Raw genomic sequence first — 24,520 nt, 5'->3', positions numbered from 1 at the left:
TGCTGAAAAATCCTATTTTTATGAAATTATATTTCTCGCAACCCGTATTCTACAGACTATTTAAGATGAAAATTTGGCGCAATCTTACTTAGAATGGACATATCGACACTGTATCAGACAGTTAACTTGTTTTTGAGAGACACCATGAACGCACCACTTCATTACAACCAAGATATGTTGTTCCAGGACACACCGGATCCCGACCCAACAGAAACCTTAGAATGGCGTGACGCATTTGTTTCTCTGTTAGAGAGCGCCGGTCCTGATCGTGCCCGCCAAATGCTTGACGAATTGTCTAACGTCGCACTGGCTTATCATCTGGGATGGCAACCCCGCCTGTGCACACCCTATGTCAATACCATTCACGTCAATGAACAGCAACCCTTCCCAGGTGACTTGGCACTTGAAGAAAAGCTCGCCGCCATCATGCGTTGGAACGCACTGGCCATGGTCGTTAAAGCCAATAATGCTTACGGCGAGCTTGGTGGGCATATCGCCAGTTACACCAGTGGTGCTGATTTGTTTGAAACGGGGTTCAACCATTTCTTTCATGCAAGAGAAGGTTTGAATGAGGGGGAGCACCGAGGCGATCTGGTGTTTTTACAGCCGCATAGTGCACCCGGTGTGTATGCGCGCGCCTTTCTGGAAGGTCGCTTAGACGAAAACGATCTGAATTTCTATCGCCGTGAAATCACAGCCGCCGATCATGGTGCCAAAGGCTTATCCAGCTATCCACACCCCATGCTCATGCCGGATTTCTGGCAATTCCCAACGGGTTCTATGGGCATTGGCCCCATCAGTTCCATCTATCAAGCACGCTTCATGCGCTATCTGAGTCACCGTGGCTTATTGGACTGCGAAGGTCGCAAGGTTTGGGGCATGTTTGGTGATGGCGAAATGGATGAACCTGAATCCATGAGCGCACTGACATTAGCCGCTCGAGAAAAACTCGACAACCTGATCTGGATTGTGAACTGCAACCTTCAGCGTTTAGATGGTCCTGTGCGCGGCAACGGTCGCATTATTGATGAACTTGAGCGTCTCTTTAAAGGCGCAGGCTGGAACGTCATTAAACTCGTTTGGGGAAGTGACTGGGATGGCCTTTTTGCACGAGACACTGAACACGCTTTGGTACAGGCTTTTGCCAACACAGTCGATGGTCAGATGCAGACTTTTGCGGCTAAAGATGGCGCTTACAACCGCGATCACTTCTTTGGGCAAAACGAAGCCCTCAAACGTTTAGCGCAAGGTATGACCGACGAAGAAATCGACCGACTCAAACGCGGTGGACACGATCTTGTCAAAATTCATGCGGCGTACGCGGCTGCACAAGCTCACAAAGGTCAACCTACTGTCATTCTGGCTCAAACCAAAAAAGGCTATGGCATGGGAACCGCAGGTCAAGGCCGCATGACAACCCATAGTCAAAAAGTGCTTGAAGCTGAAGATTTGATTGCATTTCGCAATCACTTCAAACTGCCCATCACGGACGAACAAGCTGTTAACTTGAACTACTACAAACCTGAAGCGGATAGCCGTGAAATGCAATACTTGCATGAACGTCGTCAAGCTTTAGGCGGTTATCTGCCGGCACGCCACACCACAACCGATGCCATCAGCTTGCCAGAACTCGACAAGTACGCTGCTTTCGCGATGACACCGAACAATCGCGAGATGAGCACCACCATGGCCTTTGTACGCATGCTGGGCAACTTGCTCAAACAACCCGAATTAGGCCCAAGAATTGTGCCTATCGTGGCCGATGAAGCTAGAACCTTTGGGATGGCGGCACTCTTTAAACAAGTCGGCATTTACTCCAGTGTCGGACAGCGGTATTCACCCGAAGACATTGATACCGTTTTGAGCTACCGCGAAGCAACCGATGGACAAATTCTGGAAGAAGGCATCTCTGAAGCCGGTGCGTTGGCCAGTTGGACCGCTGCGGCCACGAGCTACAGCGTCCATGGCCTGACCATGCTGCCCTTCTACATCTATTACTCCATGTTTGGATTCCAGCGTGTGGGTGATCAGATCTGGGCCGCGGCTGATCAACGTACCCGAGGCTTTTTGGTGGGTGCGACATCCGGGCGTACGACCTTGGGTGGCGAAGGTTTGCAACACCAAGATGGCACCAGTCATCTCATTGCAGCCACTATTCCAAACTGTAAAGCGTACGACCCAGCATTTGCAGGTGAACTGGCCATCATTGTTGACCAAGGTATGCGTGAAATGATTCAGGAAGAGCAAGACGTTTTCTATTACGTCACGGTCATGAATGAAAACTACGCCCAGCCCGACATCGACATGAAGCATCGTGACGGCATTCTCAAAGGCGCCTATTTGTTTGAACAATTACAGCCAGAGAATGCGCAAAAAATGGATGAGCCTATCGTCACCTTAATGGCTTCAGGTGCCATTCTGAATGAAACCCGTAAAGCTGCACGGCAACTGCAAGCACAAGGATATTCAGTGGATCTGATCAGTGTCACAAGCTGGAGCGAACTGTCCCGTCATCACAAAGACTGGTTGCAAAGTTTGATCGACAATGGAACAGGTCCGATTGTGGCCGTTAGCGACTACGTGTGTGCAGTCCCTGAGGCGATTCGACAACACATTCCCTCTTCAAGATCATTGACAACCTTGGGCACGGACGGTTACGGTCGCAGCGATACTCGTGACGCCTTACGTGGATTCTTTGGGATTAGTGAACAACATATCGTCAACGCCGCCTGCGCTCGTACTTGATGCCTGCGTTTTGATGTCAGGGGTCTTACGACCCCTGCTCCTTACCCTCGCCAAAGAAGGTTGGTTTATTCCTGTCTGGTCAGACAAGATTGGCAATGAATGGCGACGCAATGCCGCCCGTGTCTGGGATGTCGCACCCACTGTTCTGGACGATGCGTGGCAAGCCATGGAAGCGGCTCACCCAGAAGCTAACCTCTCCAAACAACCAATCCCACAATCTGATGAAGCTGAACCCGTTCTGACACACAGCGACCCCAAAGACTGGCATGTCATTCTGACAGCCTGGCAAGCCCGCATGAGTCATGACAACACCACCATTGTCACCTGGAATCTGAAAGACTTTAGACGCTCAGAATTGCGTTTTCTGGGCTTAAACGTCATGGATCCCGATCGCTTGCTCACTGACTGGTACAAAACGCACGGAACAACCTTTGAAGCTCACCTGCAATCCACTGTACAAGCTCTGATTGATGAGGGGCGTCGCCGACCAGACCCGTTACCCGTACTTCTGATTCGTGAACGATTGTTTCGATTACGCAAGCAATTGATCACTACTACGACTTAAATCAATTCAGGATCACGTAAGACATAGCTCGTACTTCTTCCACCTGCTTCAGACTTAAAAAGCACCTGATGCGACAACAGCTCTGAGATATCTCGAAGTGCCGAGTCTTGAGAACACTTTGCGATTGCCAACCACTTGCGTGTTGTCAACTTGCCTTCAAATCCATCCAATAGTCGATTCAACACCTTAATTTGTCGTGCGTTCATGGGGATGGTTGCCGCCCATTGCCAGAAGTTGGCTTTCCTAAGCACCTGATCGAGCGTGACAGCCGCTTGCTCGACAGCTTTGAATAGCGCACCTAAAAACCATTCCAACCATGCCGTCACATCCATCGAGCCTTTCTGCGTACGTTCCAGAATATCGTAATACGCCTTTCGCTCTCGTTGGATTTGTGCAGACAAACTATAGAAACGCTGCGAACTGCCATCTGCCCGAGTGAGCAGCAGATCACCCAATGCACGAGCAATCCGGCCATTGCCATCCTCGAACGGATGCAAAGTCACAAACCACAAATGCCCTAGCCCAGCCCGAATTAATGCAGGCTCATCTGGCTCAGGCGCATTAAGCCAATCGACCAAACGGATCATTTCCGTATTCAAACGCTCCGCGGGCGGCGCCTCAAAATGGACTTTCTGTCGTCCCAGAGGACCCGAGACAACCTGCAACGGACCCATGTCATCTTCGCGCCAACTGCCAACTCGTATACGGGTCATACCCGAATAGCCTGTTGGAAACAAAGCCGCATGCCAGCACAACAGCCGCTCAACACTGACTGGATTTGTCGCATTGGCTGTCGCATCAAGCACCATATCCACCACACCTTCCACATGGCGGTCGATCGGTGCAAGCGCACCCATCTCGACACCCAAGCGGCGTGCGACTGAAGAACGTACAGAATCAACGTTTAACACTTCACCTTCGATGGCGCTGGTTTGAACAATCTCTTGCGTCAGTGCCGCGAGACATACTTGGACACGCACGGCATCACCAACAACAGACAAACGACTAAATAACTGACCTTGCGCACGACTAACCGCGTTCAGGCAGTCTGTTAAATCTCGTAGATCGTAGTCCCATTGGGGCCAACGAGATAATTGCCAGATATATTTGGTGCATCTCATGTGGTGAGTCTTTCGTGTTTGAATCATGGGTGCAGTCGTTAAAGACCACGACTACGTGCAAAAAAAATGGATGAACCAAACTTGTCGGCTCATCCACTCAATCAGTCAATTGTGACACCGCTTAGGGTGTTGACAGATTATTCCGCTTTAGGTGCATCACCTGCATCGGTTTTAGGCATCAACTCAGGATGCTGCTCTTCAATGCCACCAATGGCTTTGACAGACAAGCGCAGACGGCCTTTGTCATCTGCTTCAATGACTTTGACACGCACGTTCTGGCCGACCTTCAGAATGTCATTGATGTTAGCAATCCGGAAGTTGGCGATTTCAGAGATGTGCAGCAATCCGTCGCGGCCTGGCAGCACTTGCACAATGGCACCGAAGTCCAACAAGCGCAAAATATTACCTTCGTAGACCTGACCCACTTCAACTTCGGCAGTCAGCTCTTCAATGCGACGCTGTGCTTCACGCGCTTGATCCAGATCGGCGCTCGAAATCACGATTGTGCCGTCTTCACTGATGTCAATCTGTGAACCGGTTTCTTCGGTCAACGCACGGATGGTGGCGCCGCCCTTACCGATCACGTCACGAATCTTGTCTGGGTTGATCTTCATGCTCAACATACGGGGCGCAAATTCGGACAGCTCAGTTCTGGAACCATCAATGGCGTCACGCATTTTGCCCAGAATATGCAAACGACCTTCACGGGCTTGTGCCAGCGCGACTTGCATGATTTCTTTGTTGATCCCCTGGATTTTGATGTCCATCTGCAAAGCGGTAATACCGTGCTCGGTACCAGCCACTTTAAAGTCCATATCGCCCAAGTGATCCTCGTCACCGAGAATGTCGGTCAACACGGCAAACTTATCGTCTTGCAGGATCAAACCCATGGCCACACCCGCCACGTGCTCAGCCAATGGAACACCGGCGTCCATCATGGCCAAAGCACCACCACACACAGATGCCATGGAAGATGAACCATTGGACTCTGTGATTTCAGACACCAAACGGATGGTGTACTGGAAATCTTCGTGTGCAGGCAACAAAGGCATCAATGCACGTTTGGCCAGACGACCGTGACCGATTTCACGACGCTTAGGTGCACCAAAACGGCCTGCCTCACCTGTCGCAAACGGTGGCATGTTGTAGTGCATCAAGAAGCGATCGCGGTATTCACCGGAGATCGAATCGATGATTTGCTCATCTTGCTTGGTACCTAATGTGGCCACCACGAGCGCCTGTGTTTCACCACGGGTAAAGAGCGCACTACCGTGGGCACGGGGCAAGACGCCCAGACGAATTTCAATCGGACGTACTGTACGTGTATCGCGACCATCAATACGTGGCTCACCATTCAGAATCTGCTCACGCACGATACGACCTTCGAGGTCGTTCAGAATCGCACCGACTTCCTGATCATCAGCAGCCGGCTGGTCTTGTTCAGCAGCACGTGCAGCCAATGTTTCTTTCACTTTGGCGTGAACTTCGCGCAACGCGGTTGTGCGTTCTTGCTTCTGACGAATTTGATAAGCTGCTTTCAGGCCTTCCAGACCGATTTCGGAAACAGCCGCAATCAATTCTGCATTGGCGGGGGCTGGCTGCCAGTCCCACTCAGGCTTACCCGCCTGACGAACCAATTCGTTAATCGCATCAATTGCAGCTTGCATGGCTTCGTGACCGAACACCACACCACCCAACATGATTTCTTCGCTCAACTGTTGAGCTTCGGATTCCACCATCAACACGGCCGCTTGTGTACCAGCCACAACCAGATCCATCTGTGAAGATTTCAATTGGGTTGCGGTTGGGTTCAAAACGTATTGACCATCGGTATAACCCACACGGGCTGCACCAATTGGGCCGTTAAAAGGGATGCCAGAAATGGCCAATGCCGCAGAGGCACCAATCATGGCTGGAATATCGGGATTGATTTCTGGGTTTACGGACAGCACGTGAATGATGACCTGCACTTCATTCAAGAAGCCTTCCGGAAACAACGGGCGCAATGGGCGGTCGATCAAACGTGAGGTCAGTGTTTCGTTTTCTGACAAACGGCCTTCACGCTTAAAGAATCCACCGGGAATACGACCTGCTGCATATGTCTTTTCAACATAATCAACGGTTAATGGGAAGAAGTCCTGACCTGGGCGTACATTCTTTGCGCCCACCACAGTGGCCAGTACAACGGTATCTTCCACGCTGACGACGACTGCACCGCTCGCTTGCCGTGCGATTTCGCCGGTTTCAAGTTTGACCGTATGTTGGCCATACTGAAACGTTTGAGTCACTTTATTGAACATAACAATAAATTCCTTACAATTAAAAAACCGTGATCGGAGCGCACAAAGGCCCCGACCACGGCTTATTCATGGTTTGATTAATCCCGTTGGATCAATCACTTGCGCAGACCAAGTTTTTCAATCAAATTACGATAAGCATCCGCATCACGACTCTTGAGGTAGTCGAGCAACTTACGACGGCGGCTGACCATACGCAGCAGGCCACGACGTGAGTGGTGATCTTTCTTGTGCTCTTTAAAGTGGCCGGTCAGTTCATTGATACGGGCGGTCAGCAAAGCCACCTGAACTTCTGGAGAACCCGTGTCGCCGCTTGCGCGCTGGAATTGAGAAACGATATCGGCTTTGTTAATGTCTGCTACTGACATGTGAATCCTCTTTTAACGTGCGCTGAACCTGAGGGGGTACAGCGTGATGAACAATTGATTTGTATTCGTCTATACAGCACAGCTCCATCCTGATGGAAAAACTGACCGTACAACCGAGTAATTATACATTTTTTTGACATTTTGAAACGTTAGCAAATGAAATTACGTAAATCCATCCCAAAAACCCATACGCTAACCATCCGGTTTAGATTCCCCCGCTTAGATTTCATGAGGAACCCAGATAAAAAACGTCGCATCATCTGATGTTCTGGCAAAATTAAAGGTATTCACCGATCAGTGACGATTGGTCTCACGCTTTTGAGGTTATCAAACCGAACAGGTTTATTCATGATGAAACAATCTTCTTCCAAACAGGGCCACAAACGCCTGCCCGTTAAACTCACCATACTGGCTGCACTACTTGCCATTGGTGGCTGTACTCAGTTCAAAGACGTCCCACCGGGCACACCATTCAGTGAACTCGAAAGTACTTTTGGAAAACCCACTGTGTTATGTGATTTAGAAGACGGCAGCAAACGTGCTGTCTGGTCACAACAACCGAGCGGACAGACGGCATGGGCTGTAGATATCAGTAAAACCGGCGAAACGGGTCAGCTTGAACAAGTGCTTACGAATGACTCCTTTGAACGCCTGCGTCGCGGAATCTGGACCGCTGAAGATCTACGTTGTACGTTCGGACCGCCGGCTGAGGACACTATGGTTGGCCCATCCGGATCACGCAAAGTTGTCTGGTCATACCGATATCTGCAAAGTGACGTCTGGCACTCCTTGATGAGCATTTATCTGGGCCCTGAAGGCAAACAAGTCACAAACTTCCATCCAGGGCCAGACCCTTGGTTTTCTGAAGATGCAGATTTCAGCAAACTCTGAAGCGCGCAATTAATTAAGCAGAAATACTTATCGGACCCATGGGGTCCGATAAGGTGATGACTTAATGTTTGACTGTACGACGCCGACTGCGAAGTCGGTATAAGCGCCAACCCCAGACGACCCACCCCGACAAACCGTACACCACAAACAAACCGAATAAGGCCACGGGCGGATTACTTGAGACAAACACAAACACAGCGACCACGACGAGTAGCGCCCAAAACGGCACACTGCGCCTTAGCGCAAAGCTTTTACCACTGTAAAACGGCGCATCACTGACCATTGTCACACCGGCATACACAGTAATTGCAAACATCAGCCACGCAAGAACCTCAGGTGGCACCAGCAAACGACTATCCTGGACCAACCAAACAAAACCCGCAACCAAAGCTGCGGCTGCTGGGCTAGGCAGGCCTTGAAAAAACCGTTTATCGACGACAGCGATATTGGTATTGAAGCGAGCTAACCTAAGTGCAGCACCTGCCACATAAATAAATGCAGCCAGCCAACCCCAACGACCTAAAGCCGCCAAAGAGAACTGATAAGCCACCAAAGCCGGCGCAACGCCAAATGAGGTCATATCCGACAAAGAGTCGTATTGCTCACCAAATGCCGATTGCGTATTGGTCAAACGCGCAACGCGTCCATCCATGCCATCTAGCACCATGGCGATAAAAATCGCAATCGCTGCCATTTCGAACTTGCCATTCATGGCTTGCACAACGGCAAAAAAACCTGTAAACAAAGCCGCTGTTGTAAAGCTATTGGGTAACAAATAAATCGCTTTACGACGTCTTTCAAGCTCTTTTCGATCGCGAATGATCTCGGTTTCTTGCATGCTATTTAACTCTTGATTTGGGCGAGCACTGTGCTTGTCGCACTAACTTTGTCACCAATCGCAACCCGCGGTCGTGAGCCCAGGGGCAGATAAACGTCTACTCTGGATCCAAAACGAATAAATCCATAACGTTGACCTCGTGCGAGATGATCGTCTGCTTTGGCATAGCAAAGAATTCGCTTAGCGACCAAACCAGCCACTTGCACAGCTGTCACAAGACTGCCATCGGGTGTTTCGATCACCATGGCATTGCGTTCGTTCTGCAAGGACGCTTTATCTAATGCGGCGTTAAAAAACTTCCCAGGGAAATATTCTACTTTGCGCACAATGCCATCAACTGGACTGCGATTACTGTGCACATTAAAGACGTTCATAAAAACACTGATCTTCAAAGCTTTGCGATCCGCGTATGGATCATCCACCTCGGCAATCATCACGATTCGGCCATCCGCAGGGCTTAAAACAGCCAGTGGGTCTGTACTACCTTCGCGAGCAGGGTCCCGAAAAAACTGCAATACAAACAGTGCCAAAATCCAGAAAATAATCGACACCGCCGGCGACCAGTAAGTCACCAACAACGCCACAACAACAGCGATCGCCAAAAATGGCCAACCCTCGCGGGCAATGATCGGATGGGGATAATGCGGTTTATTCATAAAAGTATCAAAAATTGTCGGCAAAGTGATGCCGAATGCAATGGATAATGCCGAAGGTTAACCGAAAAAAAGCGCCCCGAAGGACGCTTTTGATGAATCCGACGACAGCGAACCCCTCGAATCGAGATTCACTGTCATCCAATTTACCCCAAAAACCCAATTAGTTCTTGGTTTTGTCGACCAGCTTGTTGGCTGCGATCCAAGGCATCATGGCACGCAACTGACCACCGATACGCTCGATCTCAGATTCGGCATTGATGCGACGACGTGATGTCAGTGTGGGTGCGCCAGCCTGGTTTTCCAGGATAAAGCTCTTGGCGTATTCACCAGTCTGAATGTCGTGCAAACATTCGCGCATCGCTTTGCGGGTTTCTTCTGTCACGATACGGGGGCCGGTCACATACTCACCGTATTCCGCGTTGTTCGAGATCGAGTAGTTCATGTTGGCGATACCGCCTTCGTAGATCAGGTCAACGATCAACTTGAGTTCATGCAAGCACTCGAAGTAAGCCATTTCGGGTGCGTAACCTGCTTCAACCAGTGTCTCAAAACCTGCTTTGATCAGTTCAACGGCACCACCACACAAGACGGCCTGTTCACCAAACAAGTCGGTTTCGGTCTCTTCGCGGAAGTTGGTTTCGATAATACCAGCACGGCCGCTACCGATGGCTGCAGCGTAGGACAGCGCCACATCACGGGCTGCACCCGATTTGTCTTGATGAACTGCGATCAGGGCTGGCACACCACCACCTTGGCTGTAGGTACCGCGCACTGTGTGACCAGGTGCTTTAGGCGCAATCATGATGACGTCCAGATCTTCACGGGGTACAACTTGACCATAGTGCACGTTAAAGCCGTGAGCAAACGCCAAGGCTGCACCAGACTTCATGTTGTCGTGAATATGCTCGTTGTAGACCTGAGCGATGTTCTCGTCAGGCAACAACACCATCACGAGATCAGCTTGGCGAGCGGCATCTGCCACTTCAGAAACTTTCAGGCCAGCGTTTTCTGCTTTGGACCAGGATGCGCCACCTTTACGCAGACCCACCACCACGTTGACGCCTGACTCATGCAGGTTCAGCGCGTGTGCGTGACCTTGTGAACCGTAGCCGATAATTGCCACGGTTTTGCCTTTAATCAGCGAAAGATCGCAATCCTTGTCGTAAAAAACTTTCATACAAACTCCAGATAAATTGAATGTCTTAAAAACTGAGTGAGGGTAACAAAACCACCCTCCTGCGAGATCGTTCAGAGCCTGAGAATCCGTTCACCACGACCCACGCCACAGGCGCCGGTCCGAACCGTTTCCAGAATCGAGGTCCGATCCAGTGCATTAATAAACGCTTGCATCTTCTGCTGGTTGCCAGTGAGCTCGACGGTATACGTCTTGTCGGTCACGTCAACGATACTACCGCGGAAGATATCCACCAGCCGCTTAATCTCTTCGCGCTCTTTGCCAACGGCACGCACTTTAATCAGCATGAGTTCACGCTCAATGTGCGGACCTTCGGACAAATCCACCAGTTTTACCACTTCAATCAAACGATTTAAGTGTTTGGTGATCTGTTCGATAATGGCTTCAGAACCACAGGTCGTCAATGTCAGACGTGACATAGTCGGATCTTCAGTCGGGGCCACACTCAATGTTTCAATGTTGTAGCCGCGCGCTGAGAACAGACCAATCACGCGCGAGAGCGCACCGGGTTCGTTTTCCATGAGGATGGAAATCATATGTTTCATGATGCAACTCCCTACAGGTCTTCTGAACCGAGCAACATCTCGGTCAGACCCTTACCAGCCTTGACCATCGGCCAGACGTTTTCAGAACGATCCGTAATGATGTCCATAAACACGAGCCGATCTTTCATCGCAAACGCTTCTCGCATCGCACCTTCCAGATCAGACGGTTTATCGATTCGCATGCCGACGTGACCATAGGCTTGTGCCAGCGCTACAAAATCAGGCAACGCATCCATATAGGATTCAGAATAACGTGAACCGTACTCAATCTCCTGCCACTGACGCACCATGCCTAAATAGCGGTTGTTCAGGCACAAAATCTTGGGTGTTAACCCATATTGTTTGCAGGTAGACAATTCTTGGATGTTCATCTGAATTGAACCTTCGCCGGTCACACAGGCCACGGTTGCATCCGGATAAGCCATCTGTACACCCATGGCGTACGGCAAACCAACACCCATCGTGCCTAGACCACCTGAGTTGATCCAGCGGCGTGGCTTATCGAAACCGTAATACTGAGCAGCCCACATCTGGTGTTGACCCACATCTGACGTCACATAGGCTTCGCCTTCTGTGATTTTCCAGAGTGTTTCAATGACAGACTGAGGTTTAATCAACTCATCTGATGGGGTGTAAGCAAGGCAGTTCTTACCCCGCCAAGCTTCGATTTGTTCCCACCATTTCGCCAGTGCAGCCTCATTACGGGTTGTTTCTTGCATGGCTGTCTCAAGCTGATTGGTCAGCTCGATCAATACATCTTTCACATTCCCAACGATCGGCACATCGACTTTGACGCGTTTTGAAATCGAAGATGGATCCACGTCAATATGAATAATTCGGTGCGGTGCTTGTGCAAAGTGTTTTGGATTACCGATCACACGATCATCAAATCGGGCACCAACTGCCAACAAGACGTCACAGTTCTGCATGGCCATATTGGCTTCATACGTACCATGCATGCCTAGCATGCCCACAAACAAATTATCAGATGCGGGATAGGAGCCCAAGCCCATCAATGTATTTGTGCAAGGTACGTTCAAACGTCGCACCAGCGTACGCAACTCTTCGGAGGCTTCCGACAGAATCACACCACCACCGGTGTAAATCATAGGGCGCTCTGCTTGCATCAACATCTGCACAGCTTTCTTAATTTGTCCCTGGTGGCCTTTCACTACAGGCGAGTATGAACGCATCACCACTTCAGACGTGGGTGGTGTGTAGCGTGTTTTTGCGATGGTGACGTCTTTGGGAATATCGACTAGCACGGGACCTGGACGACCTGTACGCGCGATATAAAACGCTTTACGCATCACATCGGCCAGATCACGCACATCACGTACCAAAAAGTTGTGCTTCACGATGGGTCGTGTAATGCCCACAGTGTCGCATTCTTGGAACGCGTCTTCACCAATGGCATGCGTTGGCACCTGACCTGTCAGGATGACCATCGGGATCGAGTCTGTGTAGGCTGTTGCAATGCCTGTCACGGCATTCGTTGCACCCGGGCCACTCGTGACCAATGCGACACCGACCTCACCCGAGGCGCGCGCATAGGCATCCGCTGCATGCACTGCGGCTTGCTCGTGGCGAACTAAAATATGCTTGAAATCTTTTTGGGCGAAAATGGCATCGTAAATATAAAGCACGGCACCACCCGGATAGCCAAAGACATGATCAACATTCTCTTCGGCCAGACAGCGCACTACTATTTCTGCGCCTGTTAATTCCATGATAAATATCCTTTCATGACCTGCCTTGCCACTACGGTTGCACTAACGCCCATTAAAACAGCGTTGACGCCAAAAACTGGCACATACTTGCCACATATCTGGCGCTTTCGGACTCACGGAGCCCGGCCACCCAAATACACGACAGGCACTGCGAGTTTTTACCGTTTGGTTCGGCTCGCATCCTTAAAGATGCACTGGATTGAAACGGATGCCTCATTCAGCGCTTGTGGCGCGAACTTCGACAAAAAAGCTGACCCAAACCTGAGAGGATTACTCAGGTCTTGTACAGAAGACAAGAAAACATGTAGATAATCATTTTTCCTTGCACCCTACAATTTAACTTTTTCCGCAGTGCAGCGCAAACCACTAGATGGTTTGTGGCAAACTCGAGACAGAAGACTCAGTATGATTGAGTCTTCTGATGGCACAATGACGACATAAAGGGCAATAAATGTCCTTTTTTGTATGCTACAAGCTCACATACCACCATGTTGCACAAAAGCAACACAGCAAATTAATATTTTCTCTTTACAGCGTTCGACGACCATCAAACACGGATTTTTTAATCATGACCGAATCTCGGCTCAACCGTTTACAACGTTTTATCTATAGCCACTATTTTGTAAGCGCATTACGTCGTGCGGGTGGTGTTCTGCTCGCCTTTATCATTGTGGGTTTTATCGCCGATAGTGCGACGCAGGGCATGATGGGCGCACTTGGTGCCGTTTGCGTGGCCTTAATTGATCAACCAGGCCCCCTCGGACAACGCGTCACCACCATGATCGGCGGTACCATCCTTACAGGATTGACGGTCGCTGTCACGGGTTATGCCAACCCGTATCACTTCATTCTCTATGCCGCAGTCGTTGCACAAGCGTTCTTTTTCTCCATGCTTTCTGTATTTGGTAAACGTGGCGCGATTGTCGGAACCGCTTGTTTGGTGCTGACGGTCGTCACCATGCACACACCACTCTCCAAAGACATGGTGCTCACCCATACTTTTGTGACTGTCGGTGGTGCACTGTTCTACATCATCTTTAGCATTATTGTCAGTCGGTTTTTATTGCTGCGCGAGCAAGAACAAAGCCTGTCAGTTGCCTTACTTTCGACCGCCAGTTACCTAAAAGCCCGTGCACACATGTATGAGCCCGGTGTTGACATTGATGCCGGCTATCGTGATTTGCATTTGGCTCAGGCAGCCATCAGCGACCAATATCAAGCGGCACGCGACATGATCATGCCGCACTTATCGGCGCAGGCGCTCGAAAACAAACCCAGACGAAAAATGGTCTGGAATACGTTTATCGACATGACCAACATCATGGAGGTCATGACCGCCACCCATACGGACTATACGCAGTTACACAAAGAACTTGGTGATGCAGACATCATCCTCTTCATGCGCGATGCCCTATACAAAATGGCCAATGAGATGGAACGGGTCGCTGAAGCCATCACACGCGAGCGCCCAATCAATCGACGCAACAGTGTCAAAGCCGAGCTACTGGCGATTGAATATGAGCTCGACCGGATGAAACAACAGGATTTCAATACCGAACATCCAGAAGTTTATGTGATCTGCTTGCTGGTTCTAAGACGGCTTCGCAAAGCCAACCGTTTAGTGGAACACATGATCTTGCAAACTCATCAGGATCCACAGGAAGCCACACTGAACGTGCAGCAACTAGACTCACCACTCACCGAGTTTCTGTCGCGTCAATCATTTCGTCCGGGACTTTTAACCAGCAACCTGAAGATGAGCTCCCCGACGTTTCGGTTTTCTTTACGCGTCACCCTCGCAGTCGCCATTTCTCTGGCAATCGGTTTATTAGTACCTGCCTTAGGAGCTCGTGGCTACTGGATCATCATCACGGTCATTGTGATTATGAAACCAGCTTTCATCTTGACCAAACAACGCAACACCGCACGACTAGTCGGTACGCTAGGCGGATGTGTGATCGCATTTGCCACCATTATTCTGGTTCGCGATCAACTCACCCTACAGGCGATGCTTGTTCTGTCTTTAATCATTGGCTTTAGCTTAGTGATTGTGAACTACATGCTGGCGACTATCTTTAACACCGCCGCCCTGTTAATCGCGTTGCATCTATTGCTGCCATCTTCTTATGATTTTGTGGAAGCGCGCGCAATCGACACCTTGATCGGTTCGATCATCGCGTTTGTTTGTAGTTATTTCTTACCGTGGTGGGAATCCAAATCACTGCCTGGACTGGCCCGTGCTGCGGAAGCGGCCAACAAAGCCTACCTCAAGGCAGGTTTGTCGTTATTAGAAAATCAACGTGACGGTAAGACGCAAGGCCTACTGGCTTCACTCACACTGCCTTTGGCGCAACGCGACACCTTGGTGGCTTTTAGTAACTTTGCCCAATCGTTTTACCGCATGCTCGGTGAACCCACTGCTCACCAAAGCCATGTGTCCGAGTTCCACAACCTTCTGATTCAGAATCACATCATGGCGGCTCAAATTTCTACGTTGATCACGCAAGGTAAAAAGCTCGCCCCAGAAGAACTCGACCCCTTAATACAAGCGCTCTGCATGCTCGACAAAGCACTTGATCAGGACGACTTGACGCAGGCCTCAGAAAAACTCATCGATCCAAGTCGAGTGACCGGACCAATCAACTGGGGTTTTCAGCTAAACCAGTTGCAGCGTGCTGTACAGAACGTGATTCGTGAATCCAACGCCGTGCAGCCACCAGCCATTGCGGCTACGGCAACGGCAAGCACCTAGTCAGTCTTCCAGTTTTCTGGTCGCCGAAAGACCAGTTTGTCCTCATCAGACAATTCAGGTACGTAGGCGTAACCTTCCTCATTAAACTGGGTCAGACCTTTGACATCTGTCACCCGATGTTTAATGGCATAACGCGCCATTAAACCTCGGGCACGTTTTGCGTGGAAACTAATGACTTTCCATTGCCCTGATTTCTCATCCTGAAAAACACACTGAATCACGCGCGCTTTCAGTTGCTTACGATCCACGGCCTTGAAATACTCTTCCGAAGCCAGATTCACCACAATGGGGCAGGCCTGGCGTGCCAAACGCCCGTTCAGATAGGGAGCAATGGTTTCGCGCCAATAGTCATATAAGTTCTTACCGGCTGGGTTTTCTAGGCGAGTGCCCATCTCCAGTCGATAAGGCTGCATCAAATCCAAAGGACGCAACACGCCATACAAACCACTCAAAATGGCCAGATGGTCTTGCGCCCATTGCAAATCCTTTTCTGAAAGATCTTGCGCTTGCAAACCTTCATAGACATCGCCATTAAATGCCAAAGCAGCGGGTCGCGCATTGCTCAAATTAAACCGCGCTGACCATTGCTGATAACGATCAACATTTAACTCAGCGAGCGACTGACTCAATGACATCAGCTTTGAGACATCCTCAACACTTTTATCTTTCAGGACATCAATCAAAACGCTGGCTTCATCTACAAACAAGGGGTCACTATGTAGACTCGTACCCAAGGGGGTGTCATAGTCAAGCTTTTTAGCGGGAGACAACAAAAACAGCATGATCTGATCACTCCAGTTATTTGTCACACTTAACCGATAGTGTAAAGGTTTCAGAAATCAATTGGGTATATCCCCTGCCTCGCCACAAATCAAACTATCTGCTAGAATTGCACGCTTGCTGTAAGAGCAGGAGGAGTGGCAGAGAGGTCGAATGCGCCGGACTCGAAATCCGGTATACGGTCATACCGTATCGTGGGTTCGAATCCCACCTCCTCCGCCAAGCAATTCTCTTCGGAGCAATTAAAGAAAATCAAAACAGCCCGCGCTGACAATAGTTTGCGGGTTTTTTTGTATCTAACGATATCCGACGACACCGTTACAAAAAACTTACTCAAATCTACTCACCGCACATTTGATGTTTTCTTCCTACTTCACCATCAACACCTAGCGGCACAAGCCTGACATTGCCAGCTACGCATCTTTAAAGTCAAGTCTTGGCAGATTTCTCCATATCCTGAGCATGTTTTGCTACCGGGAAAGAATCTGCCCACAGACTTCACGACTTTGTCAAGTTGGTTGGCTTTGTAGAGGATCTGACGCTTAAATCTTCAATGCAAATTACATCATGCTTGCGCACCAAATCGGTCGTGATTTGATGCAAGAAATCCTGACGAGCACTGCAAACTTGATAGGACAACATGCCTAACTTGGTTTTCACTTTGGCACGGTTGCAACTACCGATTTGTTTACGAATCAATGCTTGGTTCGCTCTCCTTAGTTAGTTCAATCATCACAAAGCTAAATAGTTTTTAATTGCATATAAAAATCATTCTATCCGTAAAGATTGCCAAATTGACTGCGACCCTACGCAGGCTCTGTGACGCATGAACCATCGCGTGAAACTCTCTTTACAAGAGCAAAGCTAACAAATTGTGGTGATCCTATTTGGGTGATCGTGTCGTAACATGGTCGCTTATGAATCTATTCATTTGAGTACGTATACATAGATTCGGATAGATTTAAGCTAACAGTTACTAACCCTTAACTTCGCAAGTCACTATCGTCTGACAGGCAATATCCTGCTCAGCGAGTATGCATCATCTGATGTGCGGTGTCATCACGCCGATGTGGTGGCGCTTACCTTCTTTGAGTACTCATTTCTCACCCGATTGATTGGTGCGAAGCCACTTCGCCCCCCGTCCCTTGCCAGTCGGCTCGATCAGTCCCTCTGACTTTATCGCCCGCAGCACCAGCCGCACCATGTCCCGGCTCACGCCCGGGCAAGCCTCCTCAATCTCGGAAATCGAAAACGGCAGGCTTCGTCCCATGACTTCCGACCGTACTCGGTCGCCCTTACTGCCACGTCCCCGCTCAATGGTGCCAACACGCTCCTCAAACTCACGGTAAGCTCGCAGTAAGGCACCCCAGAAATAATCAAGCCAGGGCTTAACGTCGTGCCGCCCCTGGTGCCATCCTTGCGAACTGGCTTCCAGCGTCTCGTAATAGCCTTCCTTGGTGTCCTCAAAGATGCGTTCCAAACTGATGTAGCGACCCACGGCATAGTCGAAGTGGTAGAGCAGCAGCAGGGTCAACAAGCGAGACATGCGACCGTTGCCGTCCGGGAAAGGGTGGATGCACAGGAAGTCGAGCATCGCCAGTGGCACAAGCACCAACGGATCGGCCAGGTGCTGATCCAGCGCGATGGCGTAGCGCTCGGTCAGATCGGTCATAGCCGTGGGCGTGAGGTGCGCAGCAACTGGCTGGAAGCGCAAACGTGATGTGCCGTCCGGATGACGTTCGATGATGTCGTTATTGGTGGCCTTCCAGCGCCCGCCCGCCTGCGGCATATAGCGGTACAGGAGGGTATGTAATTGCAGCACAACACCCTCGCTGAAGGGCATGTGCGTGGCGGACTCGTGGATCAGCGCCAGTGCATCACGGTAGCCGGCGATCTCCTGTTCGGAACGGCTCTTTGGTGTTGCGTTGCGAATGACTAGAGACTTCAGCCGCGAGGGCGCCACGACAACACCTTCCAGCCGGTTAGACGACTCAGTGGACTCCACCACCGCGATCTGGCGTAGACCCTTGAGGGCTTCGGGCGACTGCACGGCGTAGAGTTGCTGCTTACCCTGATACTCACCCAGTGTGCGCAACGTGGCAGCCTGAGTGCCATCGAAGCGAAGTGCGGCAAGGTACTCGGGTGTGAGCGAGTGCATGGAAATGTAATCCTAAACTGTATAAATGGGGTAATCATAGATTATAAATGGGGTATTGTCTCTAAAAATACCTCTTTACCTATGTTTGACTACCTCATTTCCTGATCATTGGATCGGTCGTGAGAGGCTCGTATAACCGACCAAGAAGAAAATGAGCGACATGAATCTAAAAAAGGGGCAATCAATTCACAATTACCCCATTTAATCCATTGTTTACCTCATTTCCCAGCGATCATCCTCGAGCAAAGAAAATGGCAAGGGAACGGCACCCAAGGGGCAACGGCCCTACCCAGAAAAGTAAGCGCCACCGCATCGGCGTGATGACACCGCACGTCAGATGATGCATACTCGCTGAGCAGGATGTTGCCTATCAGACGATAGTGACTTGCGAGGTTAAGGGCTGGTCAGCGAAGTGCTGCTTCCACAACCTTGGTGTGAGGGTGTGGACCTGGCTGTCTGGCTGCATTGAAACGCGTAGCACCATCACGCCGATGCGGCAACGCTTACGTTTTGCTGATCATTCTGTTGATGCTTGATTCGCAATCTTCTGCGAAAAACACGCTCCCTACATAGCAGTAAGGAGCAACACCTGACGTCACCTTCCGAGTTATAGAGCGGTATAACCACCATCGGCTAGCAAGCTCGCACCGGTAATAAAACTTGCCCCGTCCGAGAGCAGAAACGCGATCGCGTGCGCAATCTCGTCTGCAGTCCCAAGGCGACCGATCGGGTGCTTTTTGATGAGTTCAAGATGGGCTTGCTCGTCAAACACATCCAGAAGCGGTGTATCCACATAGCCAGGATGAATTGAGTTCACCCGAACACCACGCGCTGAGTACTCTAGCGCGGTCGCGCGTGTCAGTCCCGTCACGCCATGTTTGGCTGCCGTGTAAGCCGGTGCAGTCTGTTCGCCAACAATGCCGAGAATTGAAGACATGTTCACAATGGCGCCACCGCCCGCAGCCAGAATAGCTGGTATCTGAAAGCGCAGGCCATAAGCGACACCATTCAGATTGATGTCAATCACGCGCTGCCAGCCCTCAAGATTGATGTCACCCATAGGTCCGTTGCCATCACCCACACCTGCGTTATTCACTGCAAAATGCAGCGCACCAAATTCGCGCACTGCCAGATCCACGGCGTTTTCAGAATCCTCTGGACGCGAAACATCACCAACATGAGCGACTGCACGGCCGCCGTTGGCCTTGATTTCTTGAGCAAGCTTCTCAACAGCATCTTTCTGTATATCCGACACCAAGACCGCAAGACCGTTGGCTGCCAGAAGATGGGCTGTGGCTTTGCCAATACCGGAGGCAGCACCACTCACGAGCACGGTTTCACCTGTAAATGTGTATTTCATCAGATTTCCTTAAAATACTAAAAGTGAGCTCGACTCTTGCGCAATGACAACTAATTTTGCGCACAGAGGTCGAGCCAGAATCAAGTGTTTAAGTGATATTTATGTGCATCACTTCTTTGTTGTTTTACGAGCCCGTGCCGCCGGTTTATCGTCTTCAATCTGCGGTTGCGCCCACGTCGTCGCCCATTGCTTCATGGCGTCCAACATGGGCTGCGTGTCTTTACCAGCACCCATGGCTTGGCTCACAGACTTCTGCCAGCTTGAAATCGCCTGCTGCAGGCCTGTCACGAAAGCAGCCTGATTCTTGATGACGAGACGATTATTACCCTGCAAGACACTGGTCTGATGCTGATGTAAACGCCAGAATGTTTCTGCGGGTAACATGGTCACGGATTGCCAATTTGCAGACTCCATCAACCCTTCCATGTCAGCCTTGTTTTGATCTAAGCGTTGGCTGCCTCGCTCAAGGGCTGCCTCTAGCCAGCGGTGGGTACCCTCCTGCAGTAAGCGGGTCAATTCAAGATGCAACTGCATGTTGGCTTTGTAGAGTTCGAGAGGAAGATTCTTTTCGCTCATTTCATTCTCCTTAGTGGTCAGTGAGCCATCGGGACTCAGTTTCAGGCCATCTGCGAGATGGTCCTTCTAAAACGCCGTAAGGACAGGACATACAACACAGTGCCAATCACGATCAGCGCTAAAAATGGTTTCCAAACGGTTTCCATGCCAGCCCCTCTAAAGAGGATAGCTTGTCCAATTTGAACAAAATGTGTCGTCGGTGCAAGCTGCATCAAATCCTGCACAAATGAGGGCATACTTTCACGGGGTGTGCGACCACCCGACAACATGTTCATCGGAAGCAGGGTCAGCATCAGCAACAAACCAAACTGTGGCATGGTACGAGCAACAGTTGCCATGTAAATACCCAACGAAGTCATTGCATAAAGGCACAAAACCACACCGATTAGAAAAAGCGGTATTGAACCTTCAATCGGCACTTTGAGTAGCCCGCGCACCACCAGTGTTAAGGACACAGTTGTGGCGATCAACACCACCAATCCCATGGCAAGCACCTTGGAGGCCATGATTTCACCCGGTGTGATAGGCATCACAAGCAGATGCTCAATCGTTCCATGCTCGCGCTCTCGTATAAGCGCCGCACCTGTCAAGATAATCGACAACATCGCCACCGAGTTGATGACCTCAGCAATACTACCAAACCAAGACTTTTCTAGCGTCGGATTGAATCGCACCCTCTGCACCAAATCGACCGGTAAAGTTGTAGCCACGCGCTGTCGCTGCATAAACTCATTGACCTCACCCATCACGACCTGCTGAATATAGCCGTTCCCCGTAAAAGCTTGACTCATACGCGTGGCATCAATATTGAGCTGCACGCCCGGATTTTTGCCTGCCAAGACATCACGCTGAAAATTCGGTGGAATGTTGAGCACGAACGTAAAGTCACCACTGTCGAGCCCCGCATCCATTTCATTGAGCTCAATCATTTTGGGGCGCGTAAATTCTGGTGGATAAAACGCCGACACAATGCGGGCCGACAAAGGCGATCGATCCTCATCGACCACAGCAATCGCCGCGTTTTGTAGGGTCTCTGGTTGCGAAGTGGCCGAGGTATAGATCGAAACCGTAAAGACATACACGATCAAGAGCAGCATGGCCGGGTCGCGCGCCAGACTCCAGAGTTCTTTTTGTGCCAGACGCAGAATATTTTTTAATTTGCGCATGTCATTTCTCCTGCTTGCGCAATAGCACCACGGACGCACCAACAATGACAGGCACCGCGATCAGTAAAGGCCAGATGGACTGACTCAAGTCACTAAAAGTCAGGGCCTTGCTAAACACGCCACGACTAATGATGAACATGTGCGTGGCAGGATACATCTCACCCGCGATCCGGCTAAACCCTTCCATGGAAGACACCGGATTCAACAACCCAGCCAACTGGACAGTCGGCAACATCGTACCGATCATCGCAAAAAAGAGCGCCGCTATTTGACTGCTCGTCACTGTGGAAGCTAACAGACCCATGCCCGTTGCGATGATGCAAAACAGAAATGTTGCGATCGTCAATGTCAGAAAGCTCCCTGTCAAGGGAACGCCAAACACCGTAACGGCCAAAAGCACCATACAAAAGAAGTTGACCATCGCCAACACGACATAAGGCAATTGCTTGCCAACTAAAAATTCCAAGCGTGTGACCGGTGTCACATAAAGATTGATAATGGAGCCCAGTTCCTTCTCACGCACAACAGACAAAGCCGCGAGTATCGCCGGCAACATCAGCAGCAACATGGGTATGACGGCGGGCACCATAGCCTTCAAGCTTTCAATGTCAGGGTTATACCGAAAGCGACTTTCGATTGTTGCAACCGATGCCGGCAAGTCTCCCATGCGCTCTTGCATTTGCGTCTGTAACCAATGCTGATGTAGACCTTGCACATAACCCTGTATGGTTTCTGCGCGCTGCGGCATGGCTCCATCAATCCAGGCACCCACCTCAACCGGATCACCTCGCAAAACATCGCGCCCAAAACCATGCGGAATCTCAATGGCCAGCGTAATGTCGCCCTGCCGCAGCCGCATGTCCATGTCTTCATAGTCCTTTAATGGCGGCTGCTCAAGAAAATAACGCGACCCTGAAATATTGAGGACATAGTTATTGCTCAATGTGGTCTGATCACGATCTAGAACCGCATAGCGCAAATCTTCCACATCCATGGTGATCCCAAACCCCATGACAAACATGAGTAAGAGGCTGCCCACCAAGGCCAACGTTGCCCGCACGGGATCGCGTCGCAATTCCAAGGCTTCGCGCCAGGTAAAACTCAGCATGCGCTGCAAACTAAACCAAGGATGTTTAGGTGGCGCCCCCTCCTCACTCACCACGTCAGCAACGAGGCTTTTACGCGTTTCTTCAGCCTTTTGCGGCTCATCTGACACTTGAGATTTCGACTCAGGCGTTTCACTCGCTTCAAGCAAGTATCCGATAAAGGCTTCTTCGAGCGAAGCTGCACCGCGTTTTTCAACAAGTCGAGCAGGGGTATCGCTGTCCAAGACTTTACCTGCATGCATCATGGACATCCGGTCACAACGCTCAGCTTCATTCATGAAGTGCGTCGAGATAAAGATGGTGACTTTGTCACGGCGCGAGAGCTCAATGAGTAGACGCCAAAAGTTGTCTCGGGCCACCGGATCCACGCCTGACGTGGGTTCATCCAGAATCAACAATTCCGGCTTATGCACCATGGCAACCGCGAGCGATAAGCGTTGACGCATTCCCAGCGGAATCGCCTGAGGCAATCGATCCAACACATCTTCGAGTTCAAAGCGCTTGACCATTTCGGCCACTCGCTCATCCACTTGTTCTTCGGGCACGTGGAACAATCGGGCATGCAACACAAGGTTTTGTTTGACTGTCAGCTCGTTGTAGAGTGAAAACGCTTGAGACATATAGCCCACGCGTCGACGCGTATCGATATCGTCCGGATTCACCTCCTGTCCAAACAGCCACGCACGCCCTTCCGAAGCCGGCAACAACCCCGTGAGCATCTTCATAGTGGTCGACTTACCACAGCCGTTAGAGCCCAAAAAACCAAAGATTTCACCGCGACCAATGCGAAATGACACATTATCCACAGCCGTAAAATCACCAAATCGAACCGTCACACCATCAGCCTCGATGGCCACATCAGATTCATCGACATCTAAGGGTGGGATAGTGACGACTTCATAGCCTTGACGCTTTTCTTCTGGCAAGAGACGAATAAAGGCCTGTTCAAGGTTGGTACTGTCCGTGCGCTGTAATAATTCCTCAGGTGAACCTGTCGCTAGAATGCGCCCATCGTCCATCGCCGCTAGCCAATCAAAACGCTGTGCTTCATCCATGTAAGCCGTGGCCACGATGACGCTCATCGTCGGGCGATCTTCACGGATGGTATCAATCAAATCCCAAAATTGTTTACGAGCCAGCGGATCGACCCCAGTCGTGGGTTCATCCAGAATCAGAAAATCCGGATCATGAATCAGCGAGCAGCAAAGGCCTAGCTTTTGTTTCATTCCGCCAGACAGTTTGCCGGCGGGACGTGACAAAAAAGGGTAAAGGTCAGTTGCTTTCGTCAGATCATCGATGCGTCGACGTCGCTCAGCCGCACCATGGCTAAAAAGTCTGGCAAAAAACTGTAAGTTTTCTTCAACGGACAGGGTGTGATAGAGGTTTTTGCCTAAACCCTGAGGCATATAGGCAATGCGCGGGCAGACCTGATCTCGGTGCTCGGCATTGCTCATATCGCCATCCAGCACCTCAATGGTGCCGCTCTGAATAGCGCGTGCCCCAGCGAGCAAAGACAGTAGGCTGGACTTACCGACACCATCAGGACCGATTAGACCAACCATACAACCGGCTGGAATCTCCAGACTGAGGTTATCCAACGCTAATGTCTTGCCGTAATGCAGGCTCACATCCTGAATCCGGGCAACGATCGCATTTGTGCCCACTGTCATT

At 50.4% G+C, this 24,520-nt stretch carries 18 protein-coding genes, 1 tRNA gene and 2 pseudogenes; 5 read left to right on the top strand and 16 right to left on the bottom strand.

Annotated features, from left to right (window positions below; translation table 11 throughout):
- The first annotated feature begins 144 nt into the window (after positions 1 to 144).
- On the top strand, positions 145 to 2,745 hold the full coding sequence (aceE, locus tag ACOI06_RS04945) for a pyruvate dehydrogenase (acetyl-transferring), homodimeric type (protein WP_420661403.1): 2,601 nt from the start codon (positions 145 to 147) through the stop codon (positions 2,743 to 2,745).
- A gap of 13 nt (positions 2,746 to 2,758) precedes the next feature.
- On the top strand, positions 2,759 to 3,310 hold the full coding sequence (locus ACOI06_RS04940) for a PIN domain-containing protein (protein ID WP_420661402.1): 552 nt from the start codon (positions 2,759 to 2,761) through the stop codon (positions 3,308 to 3,310).
- Here the strand turns inward: ACOI06_RS04940 and ACOI06_RS04935 are convergent.
- From ACOI06_RS04935 to rpsO, 3 genes are all read right to left on the bottom strand, one after another.
- Positions 3,307 to 4,431: a Fic family protein gene (locus tag ACOI06_RS04935; RefSeq protein ID WP_420661401.1), complete on the bottom strand. Its 1,125-nt coding sequence runs from the start codon at positions 4,429 to 4,431 to the stop codon at positions 3,307 to 3,309. The two genes, ACOI06_RS04940 and ACOI06_RS04935, sit on opposite strands and share 4 nt — an antisense overlap.
- Positions 4,432 to 4,568: 137 nt before the next feature.
- Positions 4,569 to 6,731, bottom strand: coding sequence for a polyribonucleotide nucleotidyltransferase (pnp, locus tag ACOI06_RS04930; RefSeq protein ID WP_420661400.1), 2,163 nt, complete (start codon positions 6,729 to 6,731; stop codon positions 4,569 to 4,571).
- A 95-nt stretch (positions 6,732 to 6,826) separates the two neighbouring features.
- Positions 6,827 to 7,096: a 30S ribosomal protein S15 gene (rpsO, locus tag ACOI06_RS04925; RefSeq protein WP_420661399.1), complete on the bottom strand. Its 270-nt coding sequence runs from the start codon at positions 7,094 to 7,096 to the stop codon at positions 6,827 to 6,829.
- Positions 7,097 to 7,444: 348 nt separating this feature from the next.
- Between rpsO and ACOI06_RS04920 the strand changes: the two genes are divergently transcribed.
- On the top strand, positions 7,445 to 7,987 hold the full coding sequence (locus ACOI06_RS04920; RefSeq protein WP_420661398.1) for a hypothetical protein: 543 nt from the start codon (positions 7,445 to 7,447) through the stop codon (positions 7,985 to 7,987).
- Between the two features lie 61 nt (positions 7,988 to 8,048).
- On the opposite strand, the gene pssA is transcribed toward ACOI06_RS04920, so the two are convergent.
- From pssA to ACOI06_RS04895, 5 genes are all read right to left on the bottom strand, one after another.
- Positions 8,049 to 8,825, bottom strand: a complete 777-nt coding sequence (gene pssA, locus ACOI06_RS04915; protein ID WP_420661397.1) for a CDP-diacylglycerol--serine O-phosphatidyltransferase — start codon at positions 8,823 to 8,825, stop codon at positions 8,049 to 8,051.
- A gap of 5 nt (positions 8,826 to 8,830) precedes the next feature.
- On the bottom strand, positions 8,831 to 9,481 hold the full coding sequence (locus ACOI06_RS04910; RefSeq protein WP_420661396.1) for a phosphatidylserine decarboxylase: 651 nt from the start codon (positions 9,479 to 9,481) through the stop codon (positions 8,831 to 8,833).
- A gap of 160 nt (positions 9,482 to 9,641) precedes the next feature.
- Complete coding sequence (gene ilvC / locus ACOI06_RS04905) at positions 9,642 to 10,658, bottom strand: ketol-acid reductoisomerase (protein WP_420661395.1); 1,017 nt, start codon at positions 10,656 to 10,658, stop codon at positions 9,642 to 9,644.
- 71 nt (positions 10,659 to 10,729) lie between these two features.
- Positions 10,730 to 11,221 (bottom strand): acetolactate synthase small subunit, encoded by a 492-nt coding sequence (gene ilvN, locus ACOI06_RS04900; protein WP_420661394.1) that lies wholly within the window; start codon positions 11,219 to 11,221, stop codon positions 10,730 to 10,732.
- An 11-nt stretch (positions 11,222 to 11,232) separates the two neighbouring features.
- Positions 11,233 to 12,951, bottom strand: coding sequence for an acetolactate synthase 3 catalytic subunit (locus ACOI06_RS04895; RefSeq protein ID WP_420661393.1), 1,719 nt, complete (start codon positions 12,949 to 12,951; stop codon positions 11,233 to 11,235).
- 568 nt (positions 12,952 to 13,519) lie between these two features.
- Between ACOI06_RS04895 and ACOI06_RS04890 the strand changes: the two genes are divergently transcribed.
- Positions 13,520 to 15,703 (top strand): FUSC family membrane protein, encoded by a 2,184-nt coding sequence (locus tag ACOI06_RS04890; RefSeq protein ID WP_420661392.1) that lies wholly within the window; start codon positions 13,520 to 13,522, stop codon positions 15,701 to 15,703.
- Here the strand turns inward: ACOI06_RS04890 and yaaA are convergent.
- Positions 15,700 to 16,485: a peroxide stress protein YaaA gene (yaaA, locus tag ACOI06_RS04885; protein WP_420661391.1), complete on the bottom strand. Its 786-nt coding sequence runs from the start codon at positions 16,483 to 16,485 to the stop codon at positions 15,700 to 15,702. The two genes, ACOI06_RS04890 and yaaA, sit on opposite strands and share 4 nt — an antisense overlap.
- 129 nt (positions 16,486 to 16,614) lie before the next feature.
- Here yaaA and ACOI06_RS04880 point away from each other — a divergent pair.
- Positions 16,615 to 16,705 (top strand) — tRNA-Ser (locus ACOI06_RS04880).
- A 157-nt stretch (positions 16,706 to 16,862) separates the two neighbouring features.
- Here ACOI06_RS04880 and ACOI06_RS04875 read toward each other — a convergent pair.
- The 7 genes and pseudogenes from ACOI06_RS04875 to rbbA all read right to left on the bottom strand — a co-directional run.
- Positions 16,863 to 17,021: pseudogene (locus tag ACOI06_RS04875) on the bottom strand (zinc ribbon domain-containing protein); the annotation flags it as partial.
- A pseudogene (locus tag ACOI06_RS04870) lies at positions 16,982 to 17,191 on the bottom strand (transposase); the annotation flags it as partial. The pseudogenes ACOI06_RS04875 and ACOI06_RS04870, both read right to left, overlap by 40 nt.
- A gap of 388 nt (positions 17,192 to 17,579) precedes the next feature.
- Positions 17,580 to 18,641, bottom strand: coding sequence for a Fic family protein (locus ACOI06_RS04865; RefSeq protein WP_420661390.1), 1,062 nt, complete (start codon positions 18,639 to 18,641; stop codon positions 17,580 to 17,582).
- A 607-nt stretch (positions 18,642 to 19,248) separates the two neighbouring features.
- Positions 19,249 to 20,001 (bottom strand): SDR family NAD(P)-dependent oxidoreductase, encoded by a 753-nt coding sequence (locus ACOI06_RS04860; protein ID WP_420661389.1) that lies wholly within the window; start codon positions 19,999 to 20,001, stop codon positions 19,249 to 19,251.
- Positions 20,002 to 20,109: 108 nt separating this feature from the next.
- Positions 20,110 to 20,577, bottom strand: coding sequence for a hypothetical protein (locus ACOI06_RS04855; protein WP_420661388.1), 468 nt, complete (start codon positions 20,575 to 20,577; stop codon positions 20,110 to 20,112).
- 41 nt (positions 20,578 to 20,618) lie between these two features.
- Entirely contained in the window at positions 20,619 to 21,743 is a 1,125-nt protein-coding gene (locus tag ACOI06_RS04850) for an ABC transporter permease (RefSeq protein ID WP_420661387.1), read from the bottom strand.
- 1 nt (position 21,744) lies between these two features.
- Positions 21,745 to 24,519 (bottom strand): ribosome-associated ATPase/putative transporter RbbA, encoded by a 2,775-nt coding sequence (gene rbbA / locus ACOI06_RS04845; RefSeq protein WP_420661386.1) that lies wholly within the window; start codon positions 24,517 to 24,519, stop codon positions 21,745 to 21,747.
- Position 24,520 lies beyond the last annotated feature (1 nt).

Source organism: Orrella sp. 11846, assembly GCF_048820935.1.
In the GTDB taxonomy this organism is placed as follows: Bacteria; Pseudomonadota; Gammaproteobacteria; order Burkholderiales; family Burkholderiaceae_B; genus Algicoccus.
This window is presented reverse-complemented; position numbering and strand designations above follow the sequence as displayed.

Bases quoted from the DNA above. Each gene is read 5' to 3' on its own strand.
- pssA (WP_420661397.1), bottom strand. From the start codon at position 8,825: ATGCAAGAAACCGAGATCATTCGCGATCGAAAAGAGCTTGAAAGACGT.
- ACOI06_RS04940 (WP_420661402.1), top strand. From the start codon at position 2,759: ATGTCAGGGGTCTTACGACCCCTGCTCCTTACCCTCGCCAAAGAAGGT.
- ACOI06_RS04855 (WP_420661388.1), bottom strand. From the start codon at position 20,577: ATGAGCGAAAAGAATCTTCCTCTCGAACTCTACAAAGCCAACATGCAG.
- ACOI06_RS04920 (WP_420661398.1), top strand. From the start codon at position 7,445: ATGATGAAACAATCTTCTTCCAAACAGGGCCACAAACGCCTGCCCGTT.
- rbbA (WP_420661386.1), bottom strand. From the start codon at position 24,519: ATGACAGTGGGCACAAATGCGATCGTTGCCCGGATTCAGGATGTGAGC.
- ACOI06_RS04850 (WP_420661387.1), bottom strand. From the start codon at position 21,743: ATGCGCAAATTAAAAAATATTCTGCGTCTGGCACAAAAAGAACTCTGG.
- ACOI06_RS04910 (WP_420661396.1), bottom strand. From the start codon at position 9,481: ATGAATAAACCGCATTATCCCCATCCGATCATTGCCCGCGAGGGTTGG.
- ACOI06_RS04895 (WP_420661393.1), bottom strand. From the start codon at position 12,951: ATGGAATTAACAGGCGCAGAAATAGTAGTGCGCTGTCTGGCCGAAGAG.
- aceE (WP_420661403.1), top strand. From the start codon at position 145: ATGAACGCACCACTTCATTACAACCAAGATATGTTGTTCCAGGACACA.
- ACOI06_RS04935 (WP_420661401.1), bottom strand. From the start codon at position 4,431: ATGAGATGCACCAAATATATCTGGCAATTATCTCGTTGGCCCCAATGG.
- ilvC (WP_420661395.1), bottom strand. From the start codon at position 10,658: ATGAAAGTTTTTTACGACAAGGATTGCGATCTTTCGCTGATTAAAGGC.
- ACOI06_RS04865 (WP_420661390.1), bottom strand. From the start codon at position 18,641: ATGCACTCGCTCACACCCGAGTACCTTGCCGCACTTCGCTTCGATGGC.
- pnp (WP_420661400.1), bottom strand. From the start codon at position 6,731: ATGTTCAATAAAGTGACTCAAACGTTTCAGTATGGCCAACATACGGTC.
- rpsO (WP_420661399.1), bottom strand. From the start codon at position 7,096: ATGTCAGTAGCAGACATTAACAAAGCCGATATCGTTTCTCAATTCCAG.
- yaaA (WP_420661391.1), bottom strand. From the start codon at position 16,485: ATGCTGTTTTTGTTGTCTCCCGCTAAAAAGCTTGACTATGACACCCCC.
- ACOI06_RS04890 (WP_420661392.1), top strand. From the start codon at position 13,520: ATGACCGAATCTCGGCTCAACCGTTTACAACGTTTTATCTATAGCCAC.
- ilvN (WP_420661394.1), bottom strand. From the start codon at position 11,221: ATGAAACATATGATTTCCATCCTCATGGAAAACGAACCCGGTGCGCTC.
- ACOI06_RS04860 (WP_420661389.1), bottom strand. From the start codon at position 20,001: ATGAAATACACATTTACAGGTGAAACCGTGCTCGTGAGTGGTGCTGCC.